The 25,998-nt window shown below is 69.8% G+C and carries 23 protein-coding genes and 2 tRNA genes; 17 read left to right on the top strand and 8 right to left on the bottom strand.

The window, feature by feature from the left end:
* Positions 1 to 18: 18 nt before the first annotated feature.
* On the bottom strand, positions 19 to 156 hold the full coding sequence (rpmH, locus tag FHX78_RS17085) for a 50S ribosomal protein L34 (RefSeq protein ID WP_003956500.1): 138 nt from the start codon (positions 154 to 156) through the stop codon (positions 19 to 21).
* A gap of 375 nt (positions 157 to 531) precedes the next feature.
* Here rpmH and dnaA point away from each other — a divergent pair, with 375 nt between their 5' ends.
* The 9 genes from dnaA (at position 532) to FHX78_RS17030 (ending at position 13,636) form a co-directional block, all read left to right on the top strand.
* On the top strand, positions 532 to 2,514 hold the full coding sequence (gene dnaA / locus FHX78_RS17075; protein ID WP_145868313.1) for a chromosomal replication initiator protein DnaA: 1,983 nt from the start codon (positions 532 to 534) through the stop codon (positions 2,512 to 2,514).
* A 1,156-nt stretch (positions 2,515 to 3,670) separates the two neighbouring features.
* Positions 3,671 to 4,801 (top strand): DNA polymerase III subunit beta, encoded by a 1,131-nt coding sequence (gene dnaN / locus FHX78_RS17065; protein WP_145868312.1) that lies wholly within the window; start codon positions 3,671 to 3,673, stop codon positions 4,799 to 4,801.
* Between the two features lie 128 nt (positions 4,802 to 4,929).
* Positions 4,930 to 5,805: a phosphogluconate dehydrogenase (NAD(+)-dependent, decarboxylating) gene (gnd, locus tag FHX78_RS17060; RefSeq protein ID WP_145868311.1), complete on the top strand. Its 876-nt coding sequence runs from the start codon at positions 4,930 to 4,932 to the stop codon at positions 5,803 to 5,805.
* Positions 5,806 to 5,878: 73 nt separating this feature from the next.
* Positions 5,879 to 7,000, top strand: coding sequence for a DNA replication/repair protein RecF (gene recF, locus FHX78_RS17055; protein ID WP_145868310.1), 1,122 nt, complete (start codon positions 5,879 to 5,881; stop codon positions 6,998 to 7,000).
* A complete protein-coding gene (locus tag FHX78_RS17050) occupies positions 6,997 to 7,539 on the top strand; it encodes a DciA family protein (protein WP_145868309.1) in 543 nt (180 codons plus the stop codon). The genes recF and FHX78_RS17050 overlap by 4 nt, the downstream gene beginning before the upstream one ends.
* A gap of 433 nt (positions 7,540 to 7,972) precedes the next feature.
* Positions 7,973 to 10,033, top strand: a complete 2,061-nt coding sequence (gene gyrB, locus FHX78_RS17045) for a DNA topoisomerase (ATP-hydrolyzing) subunit B (protein ID WP_189908566.1) — start codon at positions 7,973 to 7,975, stop codon at positions 10,031 to 10,033.
* A 42-nt stretch (positions 10,034 to 10,075) separates the two neighbouring features.
* The gene (gene gyrA, locus FHX78_RS17040) at positions 10,076 to 12,673 is read left to right on the top strand and encodes a DNA gyrase subunit A (RefSeq protein ID WP_145868307.1); all 2,598 of its coding nucleotides are present in this window, start codon (positions 10,076 to 10,078) and stop codon (positions 12,671 to 12,673) included.
* Between the two features lie 18 nt (positions 12,674 to 12,691).
* Positions 12,692 to 13,438: a DUF3566 domain-containing protein gene (locus FHX78_RS17035; protein ID WP_145868306.1), complete on the top strand. Its 747-nt coding sequence runs from the start codon at positions 12,692 to 12,694 to the stop codon at positions 13,436 to 13,438.
* 121 nt (positions 13,439 to 13,559) lie between these two features.
* Positions 13,560 to 13,636: transfer RNA gene (locus FHX78_RS17030), tRNA-Ile, on the top strand.
* Positions 13,637 to 13,733: 97 nt separating this feature from the next.
* Here the strand turns inward: FHX78_RS17030 and FHX78_RS17025 are convergent.
* Together FHX78_RS17025 and FHX78_RS17020 are read right to left on the bottom strand one after the other, a co-directional pair.
* Positions 13,734 to 13,922 carry a hypothetical protein gene (locus FHX78_RS17025; protein WP_145868305.1) on the bottom strand — a complete coding sequence of 63 codons (189 nt, stop codon included), beginning with the start codon at positions 13,920 to 13,922 and terminating at the stop codon, positions 13,734 to 13,736.
* A 266-nt stretch (positions 13,923 to 14,188) separates the two neighbouring features.
* Positions 14,189 to 14,557 (bottom strand): DUF6344 domain-containing protein, encoded by a 369-nt coding sequence (locus tag FHX78_RS17020; RefSeq protein ID WP_145868304.1) that lies wholly within the window; start codon positions 14,555 to 14,557, stop codon positions 14,189 to 14,191.
* A gap of 339 nt (positions 14,558 to 14,896) precedes the next feature.
* Here FHX78_RS17020 and FHX78_RS17015 point away from each other — a divergent pair, with 339 nt between their 5' ends.
* Together FHX78_RS17015 and FHX78_RS17010 are read left to right on the top strand one after the other, a co-directional pair.
* Positions 14,897 to 15,025: a DLW-39 family protein gene (locus FHX78_RS17015; protein ID WP_003999697.1), complete on the top strand. Its 129-nt coding sequence runs from the start codon at positions 14,897 to 14,899 to the stop codon at positions 15,023 to 15,025.
* A gap of 139 nt (positions 15,026 to 15,164) precedes the next feature.
* Entirely contained in the window at positions 15,165 to 16,613 is a 1,449-nt protein-coding gene (locus tag FHX78_RS17010; RefSeq protein WP_145868302.1) for a hypothetical protein, read from the top strand.
* A 63-nt stretch (positions 16,614 to 16,676) separates the two neighbouring features.
* On the opposite strand, the gene FHX78_RS17005 is transcribed toward FHX78_RS17010, so the two are convergent.
* Positions 16,677 to 18,260 (bottom strand): serine/threonine-protein kinase, encoded by a 1,584-nt coding sequence (locus FHX78_RS17005; protein ID WP_145868301.1) that lies wholly within the window; start codon positions 18,258 to 18,260, stop codon positions 16,677 to 16,679.
* Between the two features lie 168 nt (positions 18,261 to 18,428).
* A complete protein-coding gene (locus FHX78_RS17000) occupies positions 18,429 to 18,977 on the bottom strand; it encodes a helix-turn-helix domain-containing protein (RefSeq protein WP_145868300.1) in 549 nt (182 codons plus the stop codon).
* A gap of 181 nt (positions 18,978 to 19,158) precedes the next feature.
* Between FHX78_RS17000 and FHX78_RS16995 the strand changes: the two genes are divergently transcribed.
* Together FHX78_RS16995 and FHX78_RS36800 are read left to right on the top strand one after the other, a co-directional pair.
* A tRNA-Ala gene (locus tag FHX78_RS16995) sits at positions 19,159 to 19,231 on the top strand.
* A 390-nt stretch (positions 19,232 to 19,621) separates the two neighbouring features.
* Entirely contained in the window at positions 19,622 to 19,777 is a 156-nt protein-coding gene (locus FHX78_RS36800) for a hypothetical protein (RefSeq protein ID WP_167531780.1), read from the top strand.
* Between the two features lie 13 nt (positions 19,778 to 19,790).
* Here the strand turns inward: FHX78_RS36800 and FHX78_RS16990 are convergent, their stop codons facing one another.
* A complete protein-coding gene (locus tag FHX78_RS16990; protein ID WP_229923913.1) occupies positions 19,791 to 20,156 on the bottom strand; it encodes a winged helix-turn-helix transcriptional regulator in 366 nt (121 codons plus the stop codon).
* Positions 20,157 to 20,218: 62 nt separating this feature from the next.
* Here FHX78_RS16990 and FHX78_RS16985 point away from each other — a divergent pair, with 62 nt between their 5' ends.
* Positions 20,219 to 21,823 (top strand): MFS transporter, encoded by a 1,605-nt coding sequence (locus tag FHX78_RS16985; protein ID WP_308439672.1) that lies wholly within the window; start codon positions 20,219 to 20,221, stop codon positions 21,821 to 21,823.
* A gap of 144 nt (positions 21,824 to 21,967) precedes the next feature.
* Here FHX78_RS16985 and FHX78_RS16980 read toward each other — a convergent pair whose 3' ends face one another.
* On the bottom strand, positions 21,968 to 22,669 hold the full coding sequence (locus FHX78_RS16980) for a DUF5324 family protein (protein WP_145868299.1): 702 nt from the start codon (positions 22,667 to 22,669) through the stop codon (positions 21,968 to 21,970).
* Positions 22,670 to 23,007: 338 nt separating this feature from the next.
* Between FHX78_RS16980 and FHX78_RS16975 the strand changes: the two genes are divergently transcribed.
* A complete protein-coding gene (locus FHX78_RS16975; protein ID WP_145868298.1) occupies positions 23,008 to 23,535 on the top strand; it encodes a peptidylprolyl isomerase in 528 nt (175 codons plus the stop codon).
* Between the two features lie 104 nt (positions 23,536 to 23,639).
* Complete coding sequence (locus tag FHX78_RS16970) at positions 23,640 to 24,527, top strand: rhomboid family intramembrane serine protease (protein ID WP_145868297.1); 888 nt, start codon at positions 23,640 to 23,642, stop codon at positions 24,525 to 24,527.
* A 279-nt stretch (positions 24,528 to 24,806) separates the two neighbouring features.
* On the opposite strand, the gene crgA is transcribed toward FHX78_RS16970, so the two are convergent.
* Positions 24,807 to 25,061 carry a cell division protein CrgA gene (gene crgA / locus FHX78_RS16965; RefSeq protein ID WP_145868296.1) on the bottom strand — a complete coding sequence of 85 codons (255 nt, stop codon included), beginning with the start codon at positions 25,059 to 25,061 and terminating at the stop codon, positions 24,807 to 24,809.
* A 141-nt stretch (positions 25,062 to 25,202) separates the two neighbouring features.
* On the opposite strand from crgA, the gene FHX78_RS16960 reads away from it, so the two are divergent.
* On the top strand, positions 25,203 to 25,982 hold the full coding sequence (locus FHX78_RS16960) for a DUF881 domain-containing protein (protein ID WP_145868295.1): 780 nt from the start codon (positions 25,203 to 25,205) through the stop codon (positions 25,980 to 25,982).
* Positions 25,983 to 25,998: the final 16 nt, after the last annotated feature.

The following is a 25,998-nucleotide window of genomic DNA, read 5'->3' as shown; positions in this document are numbered from 1 at the left end:
GTCATGACCTGACCGGGATCAGGCGGACAGACGGGCGCGACCCTTGCTACGGCGGGACGCGAGAATCGCGCGGCCGGCACGGGTGCGCATACGCAGCCGGAAGCCGTGGGTCTTGGCGCGACGACGGTTGTTCGGCTGGAAGGTGCGCTTGCTCACTCGGGGGCTCCAGAAGAAATCGGTGTTTGCGGGGTGCCGTCCTGGCTGTCACCGTGCGCCCACGAGTAGCTCGCGTTACGCCCCAGTGCACCGCTGACCGATCACCTTGCGCGATCTGTGCCCATCGGAGGCAGGCGGCAGCAGCCATCGACAACTCGACCTGGTTACGGTACGCGCGGCTGCGCCATTCGGTCAAACCAGCGGTCGCCGGGAGACACTTGTCCACAGGCTGGGGACAACAACTTGAACCGTACCGGCCGCCCTGACTACCGTGACTGGACTCCGATTCGTTCCCTTGACCCTCCACCACCCGATTTACATCCCGATCCCTCCCTCGCATCACACGATCGAGGGACCTGTGAGAGAGCGTGCCCTGTGGCTGACGTACCTGCCGATCTTGCCGCAGTGTGGCCACGCGTACTGGAGCAGCTTCTCGGTGAGGGGCGCGGGCAGGGGGTCGAGGGCAAGGACGAGCACTGGATCCGCCGCTGCCAGCCGCTGGCCCTGGTCGCCGACACCGCCCTGCTCGCCGTACCGAACGAGTTCGCCAAGGGCGTGCTCGAAGGCCGCCTGGCCCCCGTCGTCAGCGAGAGCCTGAGCCGGGAGTGCGGTCGTCCGATCCGGATCGCGATCACCGTGGACGACACCGTCGGCGAGCCGGCGGCCCCGCCGGTGCCCCGGGCCCAGCCGCGCTACGAGGAGCCGGAGCTTCCGGCCGTCCGCCAGGACCGCCCCGGCCGCTCGGACCACCACGAGCGGCACGAACGACAGGACAGGCAGGACAGGCAGGACAGGCAGGACAGGCAGGAGCGCGAGGCGTACGAGGGGTACGACGGCGGCTACGGCCGTCACCGTGCCGATCAGCAGTCGGGTCCGGCCGGCGACCAGCTCCCCACCGCCCGCCCCGCCTACCCGTCGGAGTACCAGCGCCCGGAGCCCGGCGCCTGGCCGCGGCCGGCCCAGGACGAGTACGGCTGGCAGCAGCAGCGCCTCGGTTTTCCGGAGCGGGACCCCTACGCCTCGCCGTCGCAGGACGGATACGGCTCGCAGGACGCGTACGGCGGCCAGGACGGCTACGGCGGTCCCATGCAGGACTACCGCCCGCAGCCGATGGACCGACCGTCCTACGACCAGCAGCGCTCCGACTACGACAGTCCTCGGGGCGACTACGACCAGCGCGACGCCAGGCGCCGCGAGCTGCCCGAGCCGCCGTCCGGTTCCGGCCACGTCCACCGCGGCGGTCCCGTGGGCCCGAACCTGCCCACCACCGGCGCGCCCGGCCCGCTGGCCGCCCAGCCCGCGCCGGCGACCGGCCCCGGTGAGCCGACGGCGCGGCTGAACCCGAAGTACCTCTTCGACACCTTCGTCATCGGCGCGTCCAACCGCTTCGCCCACGCGGCCGCGGTCGCCGTCGCCGAGGCGCCGGCGAAGGCGTACAACCCGCTGTTCATCTACGGGGAGTCGGGGCTCGGCAAGACGCACCTGTTGCACGCGATCGGGCACTACGCGCGGAGCCTCTACCCGGGCACCCGCGTGCGGTACGTGAGCTCGGAGGAGTTCACCAACGAGTTCATCAACTCCATCCGCGACGGCAAGGGCGACAGCTTCCGCAAGCGCTACCGCGAGATGGACATCCTGCTCGTCGACGACATCCAGTTCCTGGCGGACAAGGAGTCGACGCAGGAGGAGTTCTTCCACACCTTCAACACGCTCCACAACGCCAACAAGCAGATCGTGCTGTCCAGCGACCGGCCGCCCAAGCAGCTGGTCACCCTGGAGGACCGGCTGCGGAACCGTTTCGAGTGGGGTCTGATCACCGACGTCCAGCCGCCGGAGCTGGAGACGCGCATCGCGATCCTGCGCAAGAAGGCGGTGCAGGAACAGCTCAACGCACCGCCGGAGGTACTGGAGTTCATCGCGTCCCGGATCTCGCGGAACATCCGTGAGCTGGAGGGCGCGCTGATCCGGGTGACGGCGTTCGCCTCGCTCAACCGGCAGCCGGTGGACCTGGGGCTGACGGAGATCGTCCTGAAGGACCTGATGCCCGGGGGCGACGACTCGGCTCCGGAGATCACCTCGACGGCCATCATGAGCGCGACCGCCGCCTACTTCGGCCTCACGGTCGAGGATCTGTGCGGCACCTCACGCGGGCGCGCGCTGGTGACCGCGCGGCAGATCGCCATGTACCTGTGCCGGGAGCTGACGGACCTGTCCCTGCCGAAGATCGGCGCGCTGTTCGGCGGCCGCGACCACACGACGGTCATGCACGCGGATCGCAAGATCCGCAATCTGATGGCCGAGCGCCGCTCCATCTACAACCAGGTCACCGAGCTCACCAACCGCATCAAGGCCGGCTGAGGACCCGCCGGTCCCTGCGTCGAAGGGCGCCTCCGGAGCGATCAGATCCGGAGGCGCCCTTCCTCGTACTCCCGCCCGGTCGCCTCCGCCAGCCGCCCTACGGCTCCCCAGCCGCCCTGCCGCTCCGCGGCCTGTCTCCTGGCTTCCCCGCGGCCCGCCGGCGGCCCAGCGGTGCCCTCGCGCGGCGTCCACGGCCGCCACCTGCCGCCCACGGGCCCAGCGCGCCCTGCCCACTGTGCGCACCGTGCTCCGTCACGGCGCCTCCCACCCGGCCCGAGACCTCTCTCCGCCCTCTTGCTGCGCTCTCGCCGCCCCTCGTCACCCGCCGCCGCACCGTCACCGGCCACCACGCCGTCCACCCCGCCGCCCGCTGCTGTTCGATTTCCGGGTCGGGTTACGGCCTCCCTCCACAGATTCGGCGACTTTTTCGCGTCCACATGCTGGGGACCGCGAAGTTGTCCCGATCCTGTCCACAGGGCAGCCTGGTGAGGAACGATCAAGCCAGGTCAACCGGCTGTGGATTCGTGGACAAACGATCTCCACAGGCTGTGGACAACGAGCCGGTCCACAGCCTGTGCATCAAGTTGTCCACGGGCTTCCCACAGGCTGGGGCCGGTTGTCCCCAGCGATCACCCGCTTCTCCACATGGCTGTCCACTGTTCGGCAACGCGACGCGCTCCCTCACCGGGGCGAGTGAAAGGCGTCACATCACGTTGCCGAAGGGGGCTGTGGGAAAGAGCCGCAAAGCTGGGGACGGAGCTGGGGAGAAGTCGCCCCTGCCTGTGCACGAGGTGTGCAGAACTTTCCGTTCTCCACAGATACACCTGGTTGTCCACTGCCTCCGCCCACAGGGCCCGTGGACAAAATCACCGGCCTGAGCTGGGCAAACGAGGTTATCCACGGTATCCACAGGCCCTACTACTACTCCCGACTAGAGAGAGCGAGGAATTCGTTTCGAAGCGGGTCCTGTGCACAACTCGGCGTCTCGACCCCGACTGCCACTCGGCACGACTTGACCCCGAGGGGCACCTACTGTCAGTGCGGTGCGTCAGACTGGTCCCCGGAGTCCTTCCCCTCACAGGGGCCGACGACACCGAGTCAGACGACGAAAGCCAGGCAGGGCGAGAAGCGCCGGCAACAGCAGGAGGCGGCAACAGTGAAGATCCGGGTGGAACGCGACGTACTCGCGGAGGCAGTGGCCTGGGCGGCGCGCAGCCTCCCGGCCCGTCCGCCGGCCCCTGTCCTCGCCGGCCTCCTGCTGAAGGCCGAGGAAGGCCAGCTGAGCCTGTCCAGCTTCGACTACGAGGTCTCCGCGCGGGTCTCGGTGGAGGCGGAGGTCGAGGAGGAGGGCACCGTCCTGGTCTCCGGCCGGCTGCTGGCCGACATCTCCCGCGCCCTCCCCAACCGGCCGGTGGAGATCTCCACGGACGGTGTACGGGCGACGGTGGTGTGCGGCTCCTCGCGGTTCACCCTGCACACCCTGCCCGTGGAGGAGTACCCGGCCCTGCCGCAGATGCCGAACGCGACGGGCACGGTCCCCGGTGAGGTCTTCGCCTCCGCCGTGCAGCAGGTCGCCATCGCGGCCGGCCGTGACGACACGCTGCCCGTGCTCACCGGTGTGCGCATCGAGATCGAGGGCGACACCGTCACGCTGGCCTCCACGGACCGGTACCGCTTCGCGGTCCGCGAGTTCCTGTGGAAGCCGGAGAACCCGGACGCCTCCGCGGTCGCCCTGGTGCCCGCCAAGACGCTCCTGGACACCGCCAAGGCGCTGACCAGCGGCGACCAGGTGATCCTGGCGTTGTCCGGCTCCGGCGCGGGCGAGGGCCTGATCGGCTTCGAGGGCGCCGGCCGCCGCACCACCACGCGGCTGCTGGAGGGCGACCTCCCGAAGTACCGCACGCTGTTCCCGACCGAGTTCAACAGCATCGCCGTGATCGAGACCGCCCCCTTCGTGGAGGCCGTCAAGCGCGTGGCCCTGGTCGCCGAGCGCAACACCCCGGTGCGGCTGAGCTTCGAGCAGGGCGTGCTCATCCTGGAGGCCGGTTCCAGCGACGACGCACAGGCTGTGGAAAGGGTCGACGCCCAGCTGGAGGGCGACGACATCTCGATCGCCTTCAACCCGACGTTCCTGCTGGACGGCCTGAGCGCCATCGACTCCCCGGTGGCCCAGCTGTCCTTCACCACGTCCACCAAGCCGGCGCTGCTCAGCGGCCGTCCCGCGGTGGACGCGGAGGCCAACGAGGCCTACAAGTACCTGATCATGCCGGTCCGCCTCAGCGGCTGAGCGACTGTCCGAGCAAAGTCGCAGGTGAGGGCGTATGCCCACAGATGTGCGCGGGCGTCCGGGTTTAGGCTCGGACGCCGGCACGCAAGTGCCGTCACGCCACGTCGCATACCTAAGGAACACAACTGATGGAGCTCGGTCTCGTCGGCCTCGGCAAGATGGGCGGCAACATGCGCGAGCGGATCCGCCGCGCGGGCCACACCGTCCTCGGATACGACCGCAACCCGGACCTCGCCGACGTCCACAGCCTGCGGGAGCTTGTGGACAAGCTCAGCGGCCCCCGTGTGGTGTGGGTGATGGTCCCGGCCGGTGAGCCGACCCAGTCCACCATCGACGAGCTCGCCGAGCTGCTCGAGCCGGGTGACGTCGTCGTGGACGGCGGCAACTCCCGCTGGACCGACGACGAGAAGCACGCCGAGGAGCTGGCGGCCAAGGGCATCGGCTTCGTCGACTGCGGCGTCTCCGGCGGCGTCTGGGGCCTGGAGAACGGCTACGCGCTGATGTACGGCGGCGACAAGGAGAACGTCGCCAAGGTGCAGCCGGTCTTCGACGCCCTCAAGCCGGAGGGCGACTTCGGCTCGGTGCACGCCGGCAAGGTCGGCGCCGGGCACTTCGCGAAGATGGTCCACAACGGCATCGAGTACGCCATGATGCAGGCCTACGCCGAGGGCTGGGAGCTGCTCGAGAAGGTCGACTCGGTGACCGACGTCCGGGAGGTGTTCCGCTCCTGGCAGGAGGGCACCGTCATCCGCTCCTGGCTGCTGGACCTCGCGGTCAACGCCCTCGACGAGGACGAGCACCTGGACGGGCTCCGGGGTTATGCACAGGACTCCGGTGAGGGACGCTGGACTGTGGAGGCCGCCATCGACAACGCGGTCCCGCTGCCGGCGATCACCGCCTCGCTGTTCGCGCGGTTCGCCTCCCGTCAGGAGGACTCGCCGCAGATGAAGATGATCGCGGCGCTGCGCAACCAGTTCGGCGGCCACGCGGTCGAGAAGAAGTAGTCCACAGGGCACGCCACGCATCCACAGGACCGCGGGGCGGTCCACCACGCCGGGGGAGGTCGGCGAAACGACCATGCACGTCACGCATCTGTCGCTGGCCGACTTCCGCTCCTATCCCCGGGTCGAGGTCCCGCTCGACCCGGGGGTGACGGCCTTCGTCGGCCCCAACGGACAGGGCAAGACGAACCTGGTCGAGGCGGTCGGCTATCTCGCCACCCTCGGCAGCCACCGTGTCTCCTCCGACGCGCCCCTGGTCCGCATGGGGGCCGAGCGCGCGATCATCCGGGCCCAGGTCCGCCAGGGCGAGCGGCAGCAGCTGATCGAGCTGGAGCTGAACCCCGGCCGCGCCAACCGCGCCCGCATCAACAGGTCCTCGCAGGTCAGGCCCCGGGACGTACTGGGGATCGTACGCAGCGTGCTGTTCGCTCCCGAGGACCTGGCCCTGGTCAAGGGCGACCCCGGGGAGCGGCGCCGCTTCCTGGACGAGCTGGTCACCGCACGCTCCCCACGCATGGCCGGCGTCCGCTCCGACTACGACCGGGTGCTCAAGCAGCGCAACACCCTGCTGAAGTCGGCCGCGCTGGCCCGCCGGCACGGCGGACGCACCCTGGACCTCTCCACCCTCGACGTCTGGGACCAGCACCTCGCGCGGGCGGGCGCCGAGCTCCTGGCGCAGCGCCTCGACCTGGTGGCCGCGGTCCAGCCGCTGGCCGACAAGGCCTATGAACAGCTCGCGCCCGGCGGCGGACCGGTCACCCTGGAGTACAAGCCGTCCGCGCCCGGCGAGGCCCACACCCGCGAGGACCTGTACGGGCAGCTGATGGCCGCGCTCGCCGAGGCCCGCAAGCAGGAGATCGAGCGGGGCGTCACCCTGGTCGGCCCGCACCGCGACGACCTGCTCCTCAAGCTGGGCCAGCTGCCCGCCAAGGGCTACGCCTCCCACGGCGAGTCCTGGTCCTACGCGCTGGCGCTGCGCCTGGCCTCGTACGACCTGCTGCGCGCCGAGGGCAACGAGCCGGTGCTGGTGCTCGACGACGTCTTCGCCGAGCTGGACGCGCGCCGCCGTGAGCGGCTGGCCGAGCTGGTCGCCCCCGGCGAGCAGGTCCTGGTGACCGCCGCCGTCGACGACGACGTGCCCCATGTGCTGGCCGGAACCCGGTTCACGGTGGCCGAGGGAACGGTGGAACGCGTATGAGCCAGGCCGGGACGCCGGGGAGCGACGGCCCGAAGGCCCCCGAGCCCACCGGGGCCGATCTCGCGCGCGTGGCGCTGCACGCGGCCAGGAAGGCGGCACGCGCGCGTGGGGACGCGGCGCAGCAGAGGAAGCAGGCGCGGCGCGGCGGCCTGCGCTCCGGCGCGCGCGCCGACCGGCGCGACCCGATGGCGCTCGGTCCGGCGATCAACCGGCTGCTCACCGAGCGCGGCTGGGAGGCCCCGGCCGCGGTGGGCGGGGTGATGGGGCGCTGGCCCGAGATCGTCGGCGAGGACGTGGCCAAGCACTGCGAGCCGGAGCGTTACGACGAGGACGAGCGGGTGCTGGTCGTGCGCTGTGACTCGACGGCCTGGGCGACCAATCTGCGGCTGCTCGCGCCCACTCTGGTCGCACGCCTCAACGAGGACCTCGGCCACGGCACCGTGAAGCTGATCAAGGTGATCGGTCCCGGCGGTCCCGCCCGTCGCTTCGGGCCCCTGCGCGCCCCCGGAAGCACCGGTCCGGGGGACACATACGGGTGACCGGACCCCTCTTTCCGGCACTCCAGCCACAAGTGACCGACATCACATCACTGCTTCTCAGGGGTGTGTGCGGACCGTCGGTGCCCCTCTCTTCGCACGCCTTCGCGCGGGTGCGTATCGGCACCTGACTCCTAAGTAGCCAAGGGTTGACGGCCGGAAGCGCTGAGTGCCCTCGTGGGGCTCTTGGAGCCCCCATCCGCATATCGGGAGTCGGACGAGACCGGTTGAGGGCGGCACATGCGGACTCAGGTGCCCGCAAACCCCCATCGATGTCAGCGCTACCGGTAGACTGGAAGACAATCCCGCCCCGATTGTGGGGACCGCCCGGGAAAAGCTGAGCAACGCTGATCAAGGCTGACCAACGCAACATGCCGCAGCCGCTCCGGCAACCTGCCGACGAGCCCGGCTCGTGCTGTGCCAGAAAGGGCGCTTCGTGGCCGATTCCGGCAACCCCAACGAGAACATCCCGTCCACCGACACCGGCGTCACCGACGCGGCGAGCGCCTCGACCGAAGAGGCCGCCGCGTCGTACGACGCCAGTGCCATCACCGTCCTCGAGGGCCTGGACGCGGTCCGTAAGCGACCCGGTATGTACATCGGGTCGACCGGCGAGCGGGGACTGCACCACCTCGTGCAGGAGGTCGTCGACAACTCGGTCGACGAGGCGCTGGCCGGTCACGCGGACACCATCGACGTCACGATCCTGGCGGACGGCGGCGTCCGCGTCGTCGACAACGGCCGTGGCATCCCGGTGGGCATCGTCCCCTCCGAGGGCAAGCCCGCCCTCGAGGTCGTCCTGACCGTGCTGCACGCGGGCGGCAAGTTCGGTGGCGGCGGCTACGCGGTCTCCGGCGGTCTGCACGGCGTGGGCGTCTCCGTGGTCAACGCGCTGTCGACGCGGGTGGCCGTCGAGGTCAAGACCGACGGCCACCGCTGGACGCAGGACTACAAGCTGGGTGTCCCCACCGCGCCCCTGGCCAAGCACGAGGCCACCGAGGAGACCGGTACGTCGGTCACCTTCTGGGCCGACGGCGACATCTTCGAGACCACCGACTACTCCTTCGAGACGCTCTCGCGGCGCTTCCAGGAGATGGCGTTCCTCAACAAGGGCCTGCGGATCAACCTCACCGACGAGCGCGAGTCGGCGAAGGCCACCGCCGGTGCGGACGAGGCGGGCGAGGACGAGAAGCACGAGGTCAAGTCCGCCTCGTACCACTACGAGGGCGGCATCGTCGACTTCGTGAAGTACCTCAACTCCCGCAAGGGCGACCCGGTGCACCCCACCGTGATCGACCTGGAGGCCGAGGACAAGGACAGGCACCTGTCCCTCGAGGTCGCCATGCAGTGGAACGGCGGCTACACCGAGGGCGTGTACTCCTTCGCCAACATCATCCACACCCATGAGGGCGGTACGCACGAAGAGGGCTTCCGCGCGGCGCTCACCTCGCTCATCAACAAGTACGCGCGCGACAAGAAGCTGCTGCGCGAGAAGGACGACAACCTCACGGGTGACGACATCCGCGAGGGTCTGACCGCGATCATCTCGGTCAAGCTGAGCGAGCCGCAGTTCGAGGGCCAGACGAAGACCAAGCTGGGCAACACCGAGGTCAAGACCTTCGTCCAGAAGGTCGTCTACGAGCACCTCAACGACTGGCTGGACCGCAACCCCAACGAGGCCGCGGACATCGTCCGCAAGGGCATCGCCGCGGCCACCGCGCGGGTGGCGGCCCGCAAGGCCCGCGACCTGACCCGGCGCAAGGGTCTGCTGGAGTCGGCGTCCCTGCCGGGCAAGCTCTCCGACTGCCAGTCCAACGACCCCACCAAGTGCGAGATCTTCATCGTCGAGGGTGACTCCGCCGGCGGTTCGGCCAAGTCCGGCCGCAACCCGCAGTACCAGGCGATCCTCCCGATCCGGGGCAAGATCCTCAACGTCGAGAAGGCGCGCATCGACCGGATCCTGCAGAACCAGGAGATCCAGGCGATGATCTCCGCGTTCGGCACCGGCGTGCACGAGGACTTCGACATCGAGAAGCTCCGCTATCACAAGATCATCCTGATGGCGGACGCCGACGTCGACGGCCAGCACATCAACACCCTGCTGCTGACGTTCCTGTTCCGCTTCATGCGGCCGCTGGTCGAGGCCGGACACGTGTACCTGTCCCGTCCGCCGCTCTACAAGATCAAGTGGGGCAGGGACGACTTCGAGTACGCGTACTCCGACCGCGAGCGCGACGCGCTGATCGAGATGGGCCGCAACGCCGGCAAGCGCATCCGCGAGGACTCCGTCCAGCGCTTCAAGGGTCTCGGTGAGATGAACGCCGAGGAGCTGCGCATCACCACGATGGACCAGGAGCACCGGGTCCTCGGCCAGGTCACCCTGGACGACGCCGCCCAGGCCGACGACCTGTTCTCGGTCCTGATGGGCGAGGACGTCGAGGCCCGCCGCGCGTTCATCCAGCGCAACGCCAAGGACGTCCGCTTCCTCGACATCTGAGTCGGTCTCAGCTGACCGCACCGGAAAGGATCTTCACCAGCAATGACCGACGAGAACACTCCCGTCACGCCCGTCGAGGACGTGGAGGCGACCGGAATGCGTGTCGAGCCCGTCGGGCTCGAGACGGAGATGCAGCGCTCGTACCTCGACTACGCGATGTCCGTCATCGTCTCGCGTGCGCTGCCGGACGTGCGTGACGGCCTCAAGCCCGTCCACCGCCGCGTGCTGTACGCCATGTACGACGGCGGCTACCGCCCCGAGCGCGGCTTCTACAAGTGCGCCCGCGTCGTCGGCGACGTCATGGGCAACTACCACCCGCACGGCGACTCCTCGATCTACGACGCGCTGGTCCGCCTCGCGCAGCCGTGGTCGATGCGGATGCCGCTGGTGGACTCCAACGGCAACTTCGGTTCGCCGGGCAACGACCCGGCGGCGGCCATGCGCTACACCGAGTGCAAGATGGCGCCGCTGTCGATGGAGATGGTCCGCGACATCGACGAGGAGACCGTCGACTTCACGGACAACTACGACGGCCGCTCCCAGGAGCCGACCGTCCTGCCCGCCCGCTTCCCGAACCTGCTGATCAACGGCTCGGCCGGCATCGCGGTCGGCATGGCGACCAACATCCCGCCGCACAACCTGCGCGAGGTCGCGGCCGGCGCCCAGTGGTACCTGGAGAACCCCGAGGCCTCGCACGAGGAGCTGCTCGACGCGCTGATCGAGCGCATCAAGGGCCCCGACTTCCCGACCGGTGCCCTCGTGGTCGGCCGCAAGGGCATCGAGGAGGCCTACCGCACCGGGCGCGGCTCGATCACCATGCGCGCGGTGGTCGAGGTCGAGGAGATCCAGAACCGCCAGTGCCTGGTGGTCACGGAGCTGCCGTACCAGACCAACCCGGACAACCTCGCGCAGAAGATCGCCGACCTGGTGAAGGACGGCAAGATCGGCGGCATCGCCGACGTGCGCGACGAGACCTCCTCGCGCACCGGCCAGCGCCTGGTCATCGTGCTGAAGCGGGACGCGGTCGCCAAGGTCGTCCTGAACAACCTCTACAAGCACACCGACCTGCAGAGCAACTTCGGCGCCAACATGCTGGCCCTGGTCGACGGTGTGCCGCGCACCCTCTCCCTGGACGCGTTCATCCGGCACTGGGTGGCGCACCAGATCGAGGTCATCGTCCGCCGCACGCGCTTCCGGCTGCGCAAGGCCGAGGAGCGGGCGCACATCCTGCGCGGCCTGCTGAAGGCCCTGGACGCCATCGACGACGTCATCGCGCTCATCCGGCGCAGTGACACGGTCGAGATCGCGCGCGGGGGCCTGATGAGCCTCCTGGAGATCGACGAGATCCAGGCCAACGCCATCCTCGAGATGCAGCTGCGCCGACTGGCCGCCCTGGAGCGCCAGAAGATCGTCCAGGAGCACGACGAACTCCAGGCGAAGATCAACGAGTACAACGAGATCCTGGCCTCCCCGGTCCGCCAGCGCGGCATCGTCAGCGAGGAGCTGGCCGCGATCGTCGAGAAGTTCGGCGACGACCGCAAGACCAAGCTGATCCCGTACGAGGGCGACATGTCCATCGAGGACCTGATCGCCGAAGAGGACATCGTCGTCACGGTCACGCGCGGCGGCTACATCAAGCGCACCAAGACCGACGACTACCGGGCCCAGAAGCGCGGCGGCAAGGGCGTACGCGGAGCGAAGCTGAAGGAAGACGACATCGTCGACCACTTCTTCGTCTCCACCACGCACCACTGGCTGCTGTTCTTCACCAACAAGGGCCGCGTGTACCGCGTGAAGGCGTACGAGCTTCCCGACGCCGGCCGGGACGCGCGCGGGCAGCACGTGGCCAACCTGCTGGCCTTCCAGCCGGACGAGGCGATCGCCCAGATCCTCGCGATCCGCGACTACGAGGCGGCCCCGCACCTGGTCCTGGCGACCAAGGGCGGATTGGTGAAGAAGACGCCGCTGAAGGACTACGACTCCCCGCGCTCGGGCGGCGTGATCGCGATCAACCTGCGCGAGCAGGAGGACGGGTCCGACGACGAACTGATCGGAGCCGAGCTCGTCTCGTCCGACGACGACCTGCTGCTGATCAGCAGGAAGGCGCAGTCGATCCGGTTCACCGCCACGGACGACACGCTGCGTCCCATGGGCCGTGCGACCTCGGGTGTCAAGGGCATGAGTTTCCGCGAGGGGGACGAGCTGCTCTCGATGAATGTTGTTCGACCCGGTACGTTCGTGTTCACTGCCACAGACGGCGGGTACGCGAAGCGGACCGCTGTCGACGAGTACCGCGTCCAGGGCCGCGGCGGCCTCGGCATCAAGGCCGCCAAGATCGTCGAGGACCGCGGATCCCTCGTCGGCGCGCTGGTGGTCGAGGAAACCGACGAGATCCTCGCCATCACGCTGTCGGGCGGAGTGATTCGTACGCGAGTCAACGAGATCAGGGAAACCGGCCGTGACACCATGGGCGTTCAACTGATCAATCTGGGCAAGCGCGATGCCGTGGTCGGCATCGCCCGTAATGCCGAGGCGGGACGCGAGGCGGAGGAAGTCGACGGCGACGTGGCCGTGGACGAGACCGCGGACGGGGCCGCGACCACCGGCACGGACGAGGGTGAGGCGCCCTCGGCCGAGTAGCACGAGGAGTGAGTCAGCGTGAGCGGAGCCACGGGCGCCGGACCGGCCGGAACCAACACGGGAACGGACGGCGGTGGCCGTGGCTCCGCCGCGCGGGCGACAGATCCGCACACGACCAATCTCAAGGCGATCAAGTCGCCCGCCAAGGACGTGACCTCGTCCGACAGGCAGGGATCCCAGGGGGGAACCGTGACGGACACCCGAGGCCCGCAGCAGGCAGCGTCGAGGAAGGGCGCCGCCGCTCAGTCGGCCTCACCGCTGCCGGGAGAGCGGCAGTCGCAGCAGCAGGCGGGCCCGTACCACCCGCCGCAGGCCTACTCGGCGGAGGACGGCGCGGCGGCCGGCCAGACCGGCGCGGTGCGCCGCCCGCGGACCGGGGCGCGCACCACTCCGCGCGTGCGCAAGGCACGTCTGCGGGTGTCGAAGGCCGACCCGTGGTCGGTGATGAAGGTCAGCTTCCTGCTCTCCATCGCGCTCGGCATCTGCACCATCGTCGCCTCGGCGGTGCTGTGGATGGTCATGGACGCCATGGGCGTGTTCTCGACGGTCGGCGGCACGATCGCCGAGGCGACCGGCTCCAACGAGTCGAACGGCTTCGACCTCCAGTCGTTCCTGTCGCTGCCCAACGTCCTGATGTTCACGACGATCATCGCGGTCATCGACGTCGTCCTGGCGACGGCCCTGGCGACGCTCGGCGCGTTCATCTACAACCTCTCCGCCGGCTTCGTGGGCGGTGTGGAGCTGACGCTGGCCGAGGACGAGTGAGCTGCTCACCGGCCTTGCGGGGCCCGTCCTGACGGGCTCCCGACAACCGATTTTGGGACTCCCGCCGTCGTGCGCTAATCTTCAGGAGTCAGCGCGCGGGACACACACCGCAGAGCGCGGCGGGGCTATAGCTCAGTTGGTTAGAGCGCATCCCTGATAAGGATGAGGCCACAGGTTCAAATCCTGTTAGCCCCACCAGCGAAAAGACCCCCAGCCGGATTCGGCTGGGGGTCTTCGCCGTTTCGTGGCGGTTGTTCCGGTGCCTGGACGCGCGCCTTGTCGTCCACGGGTTCGTCTACAGGTAGGACGACAGCCAGATCACGAGCCCGACGGGGACCAGGGCGCAGACGAGGCCGAAAGCCAGGCACAGATGGGCCAGCACCTTGAAGACCTTGTGCTTTTGGGCCCTGAACGCCGCGAAGCAGGTGAAGCCGACGATGGCGAGGCACGGCAGGGAGACGAAGAAGAACCCCAGCGCTGCCATGTCTCTCCCGGCCACTCGATCGCCCCGCAGCGGAAAACTACAGCAGCCACGAGGGCCCGGACCGGGCGGGCGCCTGGGAGAGAGTGACGAGGGATGGGCGCCACAGGGAAGGGAACCTGCCGCGCCGAGCAGGTTTCGGGCATAGGGAAGGCCCGGCCGCTCTGGTGCGAGCGGGCCGGGCCTGCGCGTGCCGCGTGGGGCTGTACGCAAGTTCGCCAGGACTCAAGGGAGCCGGTACGGCACGAGGCGGGGGCTTCGGCCTCTGGTCAATTCCGCTGCGGGGCGTCGGCGGGCTGGGACTCCGTCGGGGTCGTGGCGCTGTCGGAGCAGTTCTCGGTGCCCGGTTCGGGCGCCGGATCCGGGAGCAGTCGGTGCCGGCAGCTGGGGGACGTGCCGTGGGCCTCGGCGTGGATGCGCTGTTTCATCGTGGGAGGCAGGGCACTGAGGAGGGCCCAGAGGAGAGGGGCCTGTTCCGCCACGCTCGGGCGGCTCTCGCTGTTGCGGGCCGGCTCGGTCTGCGGTACGGCGGCGGAGGCGGTGGTGGCGGCCGTGGTGATGAGTCCGAGCGCCGTGCACAGCGCGAGGAAGGCGGTGACGACGGCGGTCCACAGCTTCATGACCTTGTTCCGGGCCATGGTCCCTCTCTTTCGGGTCGGGCGATTTGCGTACTTTCCTCATGATGTGTATGTGGACCTCGAAGTGGTGGATCCGCGCCCGTGGCGCGTGGATGTTCAGATGAACACCACTCGAATGGCCGCAAGAGGGTGGAAAAGGGGAGAAGGCGGGAGGTGAGGGTGCAAAGTCACCGTCCGTGGAGGTGTGATCACCCTCCGATCGGATCGCCGTACCCGGCGTCTACTGCGCGGTACCGGAGGGCAGTTGGAGGCGCCGACACAGGTCACCGACCGGTATCGACCGGTGTGTATAGTCGGGCGGCAGAGGTCCCCAACGTCAAGGAAAGACGAGGTCGCGCGGTGAAGAAGCTTCTCCTGGTCGCACTGGCCGCCATCGGCGGGCTCCTCGTGTACCGCCAGATCCAGGCGGATCGCGCCGAGCAGGATCTGTGGACGGAGGCGACTGACTCCGTGCCCACGGGTTCGTGAGTACCGACAACCGACGCTGAACAGACCCCGGCCGCCCTCGCGGTCGGGGTTTTGTGTGTGCGGGACCTTGCCCGGGGACCTTGTCCGCGGGGCAGGATGAGCGACGGTGCGACGTCCGGGCGAAGACGAGGGGTGGCGCGTGAGGGCACGGCGGTGTACGGCGCGGTGGCGCGCGAGGGCTGGGGGCACCACCGGGGTCACGGGGGCCGCACGGGTGGCCGTGGTGGTGCTCGCGTCCGTGGCGGTGCTGGGGCTGGGCGTACCGCCGGGCGCGTTCGCCGGGGAGGCCGCCGGTGAGCCCGCCGGGGCAGCAGCGAACCGCGCCGCCCTTGCCGGTGCCGCGGGTGCCGCCGGGCCCGGCGAGGCTGCCGGGACCCTTCGTTCGGCGCCCGTGGTCCCCGGAACGTATGCCTTCGCCGAGGACGCGGGGAGCGTCGAGGGGACGGTGAGCGCCGCGGACGCCGAGGAACTGGTGCCCGGCCGGACCTACCGGAGCACCCTTCCGGCCCGGGGCAAGGTCTACTACCGCCTGGAACTCGACGCCACCACCAACATCTACGCCTCCGCCACCGCCGTGCCCCCCGCCGGCCGCACCGCCTCCGTCATCGACGGCGTCAAGGTGACCGTGGAGGACGGCGAGGGCCGCGCCTGCGACGTGGACACGGCGAGCTTCGGTGCCGCCGGCAGCCCGCATCCGGTCGCCGCGTGGGCCATGCGGGAGATCTCCCCCAGGAGGTCCCTCTGCCAGGAGGCCGGCGCGTACTACGTGGCCGTCGAACGCGTCGACCCGGACGGCAAGGGTTCCTCACCCGACCCCTGGGAGATGGAACTCACCGCGATGACGGAGCCGCCGCTCGAAAGGGCCACTGCGACGACCGCCCCGCGGGAGTGGAACTCGGCCCCGCCCCGCCCCGTCGCGGGGCAGCCCGAACGCCGCCCCGGCGGAGCGGGCTTCGCCCGGGCCACCCCCGTCGGCCACGGCGTCTGGCGGGACGACATCCGCCCCGGGCAGACACTCTTCTACAAGGTTCCCGTCGACTGGGGGCGGCAGCTCCACGCCACGGCCGAACTGGGCGGCTCCGGCTCGGGCGGCAGCGGTTACGTCGCCGCCGCGCTGGACCTGGACCTCTACAACCCCGCCCGCGGTCCCGTCGCGGACGCGGGCCTCGGCTACGACGGCACCCAGAAGGCGGAGAGCCTCGCTCCCCTGCCGCCGGTCGCGTACGTCAATCGGCACGCCGTCAGCCGCCAGGTCGGGGCGATGCGGTTCGCCGGTTCCTACTACCTCGTCGCGCACCTTTCGGCGGGGGTGGCGGACGACTTCGGTGACGGACCCGTGCCGCTGACCCTGCGGGTGGGGCTGAGCGGGACGGCGCAGGACGGGCCCGGGTACGCGGGGGAGTCCGTGCCGTCGGGCGTCTTCTCGGTCACGGGGGAGGACCGCCGGGCGGCGTCCGAGGGCGCGGCCGCGGGCGACGACACCGCGTTCAGGGCGCTCGCGGTGGGCGGCATCGGGATGGGGAGCGCGCTGCTGGTGGGGCTCGGCGCGTGGACGCTGGTCGCGCGTCGGCGGGGCAGCCTTCCGTAAGGGGAGGCGGGAGGGCTCCGCAGGGGGCCCCGGAGGCCGGGCGTCCCGGGGGCGGCGGGGGATTCAGATGCGGGTGAGGGCCCAGAAGCCCACGGCGTAACAGGCCAGGGCCAGGAGCAGCAGGGGGACGACCACGCTCGCCGGAGGGCCGGGGCGGCGGCGGCCGCGTCGGCGGTGGGGCCGGCGGGTGGGCCCATGATGCGGCACCGCCCCGCCCGGAGGCGGAAGATGCGGGGCACCGGCGGTGTATTCGGCAGTCGAGGCGTCGTGAAGCGCTGCCGGGCGCGGCAGGGGGGAGCGCGGCGGATGAGTGGGGTCGTGGGGGGAGGGGTAGAGGGCGTCGCCGTGCGGCTGGTGCTGGACCGGCGGGCCCTGCTCCGGTGCCGGAGGGGCGTGCGCGGGGGCCGGTGGCGCGGGCACCGGCGAAGAGGTGATCGTGGCCTGGGGCGGCGGCAGATGGAAGCTGCCGGTGTCCGACATGCCGGCCGGCTGCGGTGAGGAGGCGGTGCTCTGACGCGGATCGGGCGGTGCGACGCCCCCGCTCCCGTCGCCGACCCGGCCCCCGCTCATGTCGTCGAAGGCGTGCGCGGGACCCATGCCCCGGGCGGGCACGGAGACGGCGTCGTCCCTCCCGGCCGGTCCGGACACCGGGCCCGCTCCCCGGCTGTCCGTCCGGCCGGTGCCCGGCAGGGAGTCCCGCTCGTCCCCCGGATGGTGTCCCCCCGTGGCCGTACCGGCCCCGCCCGGCCGTACACCGGAGGCCCTCTTCAGCGGACCGTCCTCGGCGAAGCCCGGGGGGAGCGGGCCCAGTTGGTCGAAGATCTCGATCAGTTCGTCGTCGGGGCCGGGCGGCGCCAGCAGCTCCGTGGCCGCGGCGAGCGCCTTGCGCGCCCCCGTCGCCGTGCGGAACCGCGCCTGCGGATCCGGCTGGAGCAGCGTGGCCACGACCTGCCACAGCGGCTCGGGGATGCCCTGGGGCGCGCGCGGTGTCCCGTGGTCGGCGAAGTACTGGATGAGGGCCTTGGCGTCCGGTTTGGCGCCCTCCAGCAGATACAGCGCCACCAGGCCCACGGCGAACAGGTCGGCGGGGAAGTCGGGTTCGGAGCCCATCATCTGCTCCGGCGCGAGATAACCGGGCGTGCCCACCACGAGGTTGGTCTCGGTCAGCCGGGGTTCGCCCATCCGCATCGCGATGCCGAAGTCGGACAGCCGCAGCCGCGGCCTGCCGGTGCCGGTGGCTTCCAGGAGCACGTTGGCGGGTTTGATGTCGCGGTGCACGACGTCTTCCGCGTGCACCGCGGCGAGCCCCGCCAGCAGCTGGTCGAGCAGGGTGCAGACGAAGGCCGGTGGCAGGGGGCCGTAGTCACCGACCAGGTGGACCAGCGAACCGCCGGTGACCAGGTCCATGGTGAACAGGACCTTGTCGTCGTCGGCGGCCCAGCTGGATGGGGCGAGGACATGGGGGTGATCGATCCGCAGGGCCTGCTCGCGGACGAAGCGGAGCAGGGAGTGGGCGTCGCTCTGCAGCAGGACCTTGGCGGCCACGTAACGGCGGCGGCGGTGGTCCCAGGCGCGCCAGACGGCGCCGACGCCGCCGCGTCCGATCGGGTCGACCAGTTCGTACCGGCCGGCGAAGACCTCACCCATGGCTGTGCGTCGCTCCTCCCCCTGCGGTGTCCCCCTGTGACTCCCCCTCGACGCGCGCCACGACTCCCCCGTTCCCCTGAATCCCCCGTCTCCCCGGTCCGCCGACGCGTCGCCCGTCGTCCACGCGTCCCGTGCGGCCGAACCCCCATCCGGCCGCGCGGTAAGGGATCAGCTCTGGTGGGACTGGTAATGCGTGACCGCGTCGGAGGTACGCCCGGCGCCGTAGACCCGGAGGAACTCTGCCAGTTCGGGGTGGGTGGGGGCGAGGGTGTCGGCCGCCTCGATGATGTCGCCGGCGGCGGCGACGGAGCGCAGCAGGGACTGGATCTCGCGGACCACCCGCTTGACCGTGGGCGCTCCCGAACTGCTCGTCGTCTGCGTGGTGTTGCTCAGCACCGATCCCCCCTGGGACTTCTTGATCTCCTCCATGCGCTCGGTCGCCTCGGCCGCGCTGACACTGCCGTCCGCGACCTGCCCCGCCAGGTCCTGCAGCAGCTGCACCCGCTGGACCACCGCGGGATTGCCGATCTTCGCCCGCTGGCCGCTCATCAGCTGGGACAGCATCGGTGCGGACAGTCCCAGTACCCCCGCGAGACGCGCCTGGTTGAGACCCAGGTCGTCTATGAGCTTACGGAAGAGCGCCCCCAGTGGCTCCCCATACCAATTCCGCTGCAGTTCCCGCGCCCTGGCGGTGGCTTCCTGCTGTGCGGCGTCCATTGCGTCTCCCCATCGCTTCCCCATGAACCGCGGTTCGCTGTAGCGAACCACGCCGAGCATCTTACGGAGAGTGGTCGGTCACGGGGACCCCCAATCTTTTTGCGGAATCCCCGGGGGGACCCGGTACTCTGGTCTCGGGCGCCCACCAGGATGTCGTTCTCCCAGGTGGATGCTTTCCTCCGGGGCCTTAGCTCAGTTGGTAGAGCGCTGTCTTTGCATGGCAGATGTCAGGGGTTCGACTCCCCTAGGCTCCACCGGTGAACGCCCTCTGATCTGCGGAAACGTGGTTCAGGGGGCGTTGTCGTGCGTACGTGGGCGCACCACGAGGGAAGCGGCGGGCGGCGGAGGTCCTGATCTTCACGGGGTGTAGACGATCATCGATCCCTCCGTGCTCTCCCGGTGATCCCCTGGGCTCCTACGGACGGGCGATGACCGGCGTCACCGGTGGAACCGCGCGGTCTGCACGGTGCGCGGAAACCCCGGACCCGGGTCGGTGACGGTGAGCGTGTGCACCGACCGGTCAGCATGGACAGTCGGTGTTGCGGGACCCTTGGTGGCCCCTGCGCCCGCCGAGAGGAAGCTGCCCCAAGGACCGATACCGCCGACTGCGGCGACGGCCACGACGCCATGGCGACGATCGGTCGGTGCCGTGCAGGTTCCTGCTGCTTGGGCCCGTCGGCGCATTCTTCCCGGACGGTCACTGGTCCGCGCTGCTCGACGTGAACATCGGTAGACCCGCCGAGCCGGTCCGCGGCCACGCGGCCCGCCTCGCGTACGACGAGATGCGTACGACGCTGTGACGTGGCCCCCTGCTCACGCAGCCGGGCGAGGGCCGGGCGGGTCCTCACGGCGCACCGTCTCGCGGTACCAACGGCCCCATGTGTCCAACTGTTCCGTGATGGAGTCCAGGCTGTGCCCCACGTCAGTCAGCGTGTACTCGACCCGCGGCGGAACCTCCCGGTACACGGTCCGCGTCACCAGGCCGTCGGCCTCCAGTTCCCTCAGCTGACGGGTCAGCATGCGCTGGGTGATGGCCGGCATCGCGCGCTTCAGTTCACCGAAGCGGTGTGTTCCTGAGGCCAGTTGCTTCAGAATGGCCAGTTTCCAACGGCCCCCGAGAACTTCCATGGCGAACTCGATCGCACAGTAGTCCGGCGCGTCTTCGACGCTGGAACGCACAGCTGACCTCCATGGGTATACGGAGTGGTACTAGGGGACGAAAAAGACCGTACTTGTAGCCGGTGTCGGTACGTACTGAAACTGAGATCGTGGTGAACGGGGAAGCGTCGGTACCGGAGCGCGCAACAAGGAAGGCACCGGGTAAACCATCTGAGAACTCGCCGGGGCAGCGGTGGCTGGTCCTGGCCGTGGTGTCGGGCAGCCTGTTGCTGTGCGGTATCGACCTCACTGTGCTGCATGTCGCCGTACCGAGCATGAGCCGGGACCTCCGGCCCAGCGCCGCGCAGTTGCTCTGGATCGTCGATGTGTACTCGCTGGCGCTCGCCGCGCTGCTCGTGACCTGCGGCACGCTGGGGGACCGCATCGGCCGGCGCCGCATGGTGCTGAGCGGCTTCTTCACCTTCGCCCTCGCCTCGGCGGCGTGCGCCTTTTCGACGTCGACCGTGCAACTCGTCGCCGCGCGCGCGGCACTCGGCGCGGGCGCGGCGATGATCATGGCCTCTACCGTGGCGATCATCAGGGTCGTATTCACGGACGACCGCGAGCGGGCCCTCGCCATCGGGGTGTGGACCTCCGCGCACAGCGTGGGAGCGACGATCGGGCCGCTCGTCGGCGGGCTGGTCACCGAGAGGTGGGGCTGGGGCGCCGTCTTCCTGGTCAACGTCCCCGTGATCGTCGTCATCCTGGCCGTCGGCGCCCGCGTCATCCCGGAGTCGAGGAACCCCGTCCCGCGCCGTTGGGACCTCGTCGGCGTGGTGCTGTCCGTCGCCGGCCTGGCAGGCGTGGTGTACGCGCTCAAGCAGGCCGGTGAACACGCGGGGGTGAACACCGCCGTCCTCGGCACGGCCGTTGGCGGGACCGCACTGCTGTACGCCTTCATACGCCGTCAGCGGAGCCTGGCGGAGCCGCTGCTGGACTTCTCCCTCTTCGGCGAACGCCGCTTCAGCACCGCCGCCCTGTGCGTCATCGGCTGCTTCGGCAGCTATGTCGCCCTGCTCTTCTTCTTCACCCAATGGCTGCAACAGGTGGGCGATTACTCGCCGCTGGACGCCGGACTCTCCTTGATGCCCCTGGCCGCCGCCAACGCCATCGGTGCGATCACAGCGCCCTGGGCGGCGAACCGGTGGGGCGACCGCTGGGCTCTCACCGGAGCTCTCTCCCTCTTCGCCGCCGCTTTCGCGGCCGTCGCCGTCGTCGGCGACACCGCCCACTACGGCATGCTCCTGTTGCCCCTGCTCGGCGCGGGATACGGTGCCGGCATCGTGATGACCCTGGGTGCTGACGCCATCATGAGTGCCGCACAGCCCGAGCGCTCCGGAGAGGCGGCCGCCATCCAGGAGACGTCCTTCGAACTCGGCGCGGGCCTCGGCGTCGCCGTCCTCGGCACCGTTCTGTCCGCCGTCTACCGCACCGGCCTGCCCGCGGTACCGGGCCTCGGACCGGACGAACACGCCACCGCCGAGGAGTCGTTCGCCGCAGCGGAGGACCTCGTGGCACACCTGCCGTCCCACACCGCGGACGCCGTGCTGCACGCCGCCCGACAGGCGTACGACCGCGGCTTCACGGCCGTAGCGGTGATCGCAGCGGGTGGCCTCATCGTCACCGCCTTCATGGCAGCTGTCTTGCTGCGCCCACGTGAGGTGGGGAAGCGCGCGGCCGAGGACTGACGGATGCACCGGCCAGGCAGGCGCCTCAGCGGCCGGGGGCGGCTCCCCTGGGCTCCGCACCCGTTCTGTTTCACGTGAAACGGCGCGGTGGGGCAGAAGACGCTCACGTCTTCTGCCCCACCGCGCCGTTGGCGCTACTGCGTGTCAGGGCGATTCGTCGCGCCGGGAGGCATCCTCCTCGGCCTCCTTGGCCTCGACCTCGGGGTCGAGCGTGGACCGGTCGGTGCCGTCCACGGACGTCAGCTGGGTCGCACCCGAGGCGTCGGTCGCCGCGGGCGGCTCCACCAGCCAGTCCGGGTTGGCCTGCTTGTCCCACCACTTCCAGGCGGCGAAGGCGCCTCCGGCCACGGCGCCCACCAGCAGGACCACCTTCGCGGCACGGCCGGCCCTCGCCCGACGCTGCTGCTTGCGCACCAGCTTCTGGATCTGCCGGGCCGAGACCTGGCCGCGCAGCGCTGCCAGCGCGGCCGCACTGCGCGCTGCGGCCTCTTCCGTCGCGGGCCCGGCGGCGGCCACGGCCTGCTCGATCTTCGGCCGGGAGTAGTCCGCCGCCTGCCGCGCGGCCTGACGGGTGCGGACGGCGGCCTGCTGGGCGGCCTTGTCGACCTTGGACGGCACATGCGTCCGGGCCTGGTTCAGATAGGGCTGTACGTGGGCGCCGTACTGGAGGCGGGCCTGGCCGGCGGCCTGCGTCACCTTGGGCGCCAGCCGTACGCGGGCCTCCTGTGCGTAGTGCGCGGCCCTGATCTTGGCCGTGTCGGCGTAGGGCGCCACCACTTCCGCGGCGTGCAGCACGCTGTCCTTCGCCGAACCGGTCGCGGCGCGCACGCTGTCAATGCGGGTCACGGTTCCTCCTCCTCGGTGGCGTACGGTATTTCGACTTTCCACCCTTTTACGGATCATGCCTGTCGCGTCGCCACGGGGCATGCGCGGACGGGCATACGGGTGCCGATGAAGTTGATCGATCGTGGCATCAGGTGCAATAGCGGATGAACCACGGACAACAGGAGCTTGTCGTCGACAATGCCACGGATCGCCGCCATACGCCCCCGCCCCGGGTGCGATCGGCCCGTTTTCCGCAACAGGAAGGGCCCGGTTGCCCCCCAGTCAACGGGCGCCGGGCGACTGAGCGCCCCGTCCGTGCGAGGATCAGGGAGTCACGGAAAGACAACGGAAGGCACATCGTGGCTGAGCAGCTCAACGCCACCCTGAAGACCAATCACGGCGACATCGAGGTCCGGCTCTTCCCGAACCACGCGCCCATCACGGTCAAGAACTTCGTCGAGCTCGCCAAGGGCGAGCGGGAGTGGACGCACCCGCAGACCGGCAAGAAGTCCACGGACAAGCTCTACGACGGCACGGTCTTCCACCGGGTGATCAGTGGCTTCATGATCCAGGGCGGTGACCCGCTGGGCAACGGCACCGGCGGTCCCGGCTACCAGTTCGAGGACGAGTTCCACCCCGACCTGCGCTTCGACAAGCCCTACCTGCTGGCGATGGCCAACGCCGGCCCGGGCACCAACGGCTCGCAGTTCTTCATCACCGTCGCCCCGACGGCGTGGCTGAACCGCAAGCACACCATCTTCGGTGAGGTCGCCGACCCCGCCAGCCAGAAGGTGATCGACAGCATCGCGGCCACGCAGACCAACCCGCGCACCGACCGTCCGGTGAACGACGTGGTGATCGAGTCGGTCGAGATCCGCGAGGGCTGAGCCCTCGTCCCCGGAGCGCGAGAGCACCCCGAAGGGAACCAATCGCCCCGCTCATCCGTAAGGATGGGCGGGGCGGGGCTTTTCCACACGACCTAGGGGATCCCATGGACGACCAGGCTGCCGGCAGCCCGCAGGACGCCCGGAGCGTCCCGGTCTGCTATCGCCACCCGGATCGTGAGACCGGCATTCGCTGCACCCGGTGCGAGCGGCCGATCTGCCCCGAGTGCATGGTCGACGCCTCGGTCGGTTTCCAGTGCCCGGACTGCGTCCGCGGAGGTTCGGGCACGGGGCACGCGCCCGACGCCGCCATGCCGCGCACGATCGCCGGCGGCACCGTCGCCGCCGACCCCCGGCTGCTGACCAAGGTCCTCCTGGGGATCAATGTCGCGGTGTTCATCGCCGTGCAGATCAGGCCCTCGCTGCTGCGCGACCTCTACCTCATCGGCGAGTGGCCGCCGGCGCCGTTCCTGCCGACCGAGGGCGTGGCCGGGGGCGAGTGGTACCGCCTGGTCACCTCGATGTTCGCGCACGAGGAGATCTGGCACATCGGCTTCAACATGCTCAGCCTGTGGTGGCTCGGCGGACCGCTGGAACAGGCGCTCGGCCGTGCCCGCTATCTCGCGCTGTACCTGATCTCGGGCCTGGCGGGCAGCGGGCTGACCTATCTGCTCGCCTCGGGGACCACGGCCTCGCTCGGCGCGTCCGGCGCCATCTTCGGGCTGTTCGGCGCGACCGCCGTACTGATGCGGCGGCTCCGCTACGACATGCGGCCGATCATCGCCCTGCTGGTGATCAACCTGATCTTCACCTTCGGCTGGAGCAACATCGCCTGGCAGGCCCACATCGGTGGGCTCGTCGCCGGTGTCGTGATCGGGTACGCCATGGTCCATGCCCCGCGTGAGCGGCGGGCGCTGGTGCAGTACGGCACCTGTGCGCTGGTGCTGGTCTTGGTCGTCCTGATGACCCTGCTGAGGACGGCCCAGCTCACCTGAGCACCGGTGTTTGTCCACAGACGGTGGCGGATCTTGTGCACACGGTGCGGGAACATCCGTCCGCGCGGCCGTCGACCGCTGTTTCCGCAGGTCAGGCCATTGGCGAACAGGAATTCGGTTGCCGGTGTTTCTGTCACACCAGCGTCAACCTCTGAAGGGTTATCCACAGATCGAGCTGCCTGTCCACATGTGGACAACGGCTGTGGATAACTCAGGGGATAACCCTGCCCAGAGCTGACGGCAGCTCTGGGCAGGGCGGTGCTCACTGTGCGGAGGTCGCTACTTCCACTGCGTCGAGACGCCGAAGCCGGCGGCGATGAACCCGAAGCCCACCACGATGTTCCAGTTGCCGAGAGCATCGATCGGCAGCGAGCCGTCGGTGACGTAGAAGACGACGATCCAGGCCAGGCCGATGAGGAACAGGGCGAGCATCACCGGTGCGACCCAGGCGCGGTTGGTCAGCTTCAGGGCCGTCGCCTGCTTGGCCGGCGGCGGCGAGTAGTCGGCCTTCTTGCGGATACGTGACTTCGGCACGAGGGTCTCTCCTGTCGATGCGCTGCGTGGCCGCGCAGGGAACTGGGTCGGGCTCGGGGCAGCGTACAAGGGGACTCTGAGCGCTCCCCCGGGCGTCCGTTAGCGTAGTGCTTCCGCGGCGCCGAAGGAGATAAGGGTACGTTGAGCAATTCTGCCGACTTCCCCGGGAGGGAATCCAGTCCCGGCCGCCGACGCCGTTTCCGGCCCGTGCGGATCCTCACCGCGGGCGTCTTCGCCCTCGCGGGACTCATCTTCTTCACCAGCTTCGACACGGCCAAGGGCACCAACATCCGCACGGACGACTCGCTGCTGAAGCTCTCCGACCTGATCCACGAGCGCAGCCGGAAGAACGGCGAGCTCGACGAGTCCAACGGCGTGTTGCGCAAGGACATAGAGGCCCTCGCCGAGCGCGACGACGGCAGCACCAAGGCCGAGGACGACAAACTCGCCGAGCTGGAGAAACGCGCGGGCACCCAGAAGCTCAAGGGCGAGGCGATCACGGTCACCCTCAACGACGCCCCGCCGGACGCCACCGCCAAGCTCCCCGGCTACCCCGAGCCCCAGCCCGACTATCTGGTCATCCACCAGCAGGACCTCCAGGCCGTGGTGAACGCCATGTGGCAGGGCGGAGCCGAGGGCATCAAGGTCATGGACCAGCGGCTGATCTCCACCAGCGCCGTGCGCTGCGTCGGCAACACCCTGATCCTCCAGGGCCGGGTCTACTCACCGCCGTACAAGATCACGGCGGTCGGTGATCCGGAGAAGCTGAAGAAGGCGCTCAGCGCTTCGCCGGCGATCCAGAACTACATGGTCTACGTCAACGTCTACGGGCTCGGCTGGAAGGTCGAGGACAACGGGCCGGTGACGCTGCCCGGCTACTCGGGAACCGTTGACCTGCACTACGCCCAGCCCAAGGATTAGCCGCCGCACCGCGCTC

It is taken from the genome of Streptomyces capillispiralis (assembly GCF_007829875.1).
Lineage (GTDB): Bacteria > Actinomycetota > Actinomycetes > Streptomycetales > Streptomycetaceae > Streptomyces > Streptomyces capillispiralis.
The sequence above is the reverse complement of the archived record's forward strand: the minus strand, read 5'-3'. Positions and strand labels throughout refer to the sequence as shown.

Excerpts from the sequence above, each read along its gene's own strand:
- FHX78_RS16970 (WP_145868297.1), top strand. The coding sequence starts at position 23,640 with ATGGACGACCAGGCTGCCGGCAGCCCGCAGGACGCCCGGAGCGTCCCG.
- FHX78_RS17000 (WP_145868300.1), bottom strand. The coding sequence starts at position 18,977 with ATGGACGCCGCACAGCAGGAAGCCACCGCCAGGGCGCGGGAACTGCAG.
- FHX78_RS17020 (WP_145868304.1), bottom strand. The coding sequence starts at position 14,557 with ATGGCCCGGAACAAGGTCATGAAGCTGTGGACCGCCGTCGTCACCGCC.
- FHX78_RS17005 (WP_145868301.1), bottom strand. The coding sequence starts at position 18,260 with ATGGGTGAGGTCTTCGCCGGCCGGTACGAACTGGTCGACCCGATCGGA.
- gyrA (WP_145868307.1), top strand. The coding sequence starts at position 10,076 with ATGACCGACGAGAACACTCCCGTCACGCCCGTCGAGGACGTGGAGGCG.
- FHX78_RS17050 (WP_145868309.1), top strand. The coding sequence starts at position 6,997 with ATGAGCCAGGCCGGGACGCCGGGGAGCGACGGCCCGAAGGCCCCCGAG.
- FHX78_RS17025 (WP_145868305.1), bottom strand. The coding sequence starts at position 13,922 with ATGGCAGCGCTGGGGTTCTTCTTCGTCTCCCTGCCGTGCCTCGCCATC.
- recF (WP_145868310.1), top strand. The coding sequence starts at position 5,879 with ATGCACGTCACGCATCTGTCGCTGGCCGACTTCCGCTCCTATCCCCGG.
- gnd (WP_145868311.1), top strand. The coding sequence starts at position 4,930 with ATGGAGCTCGGTCTCGTCGGCCTCGGCAAGATGGGCGGCAACATGCGC.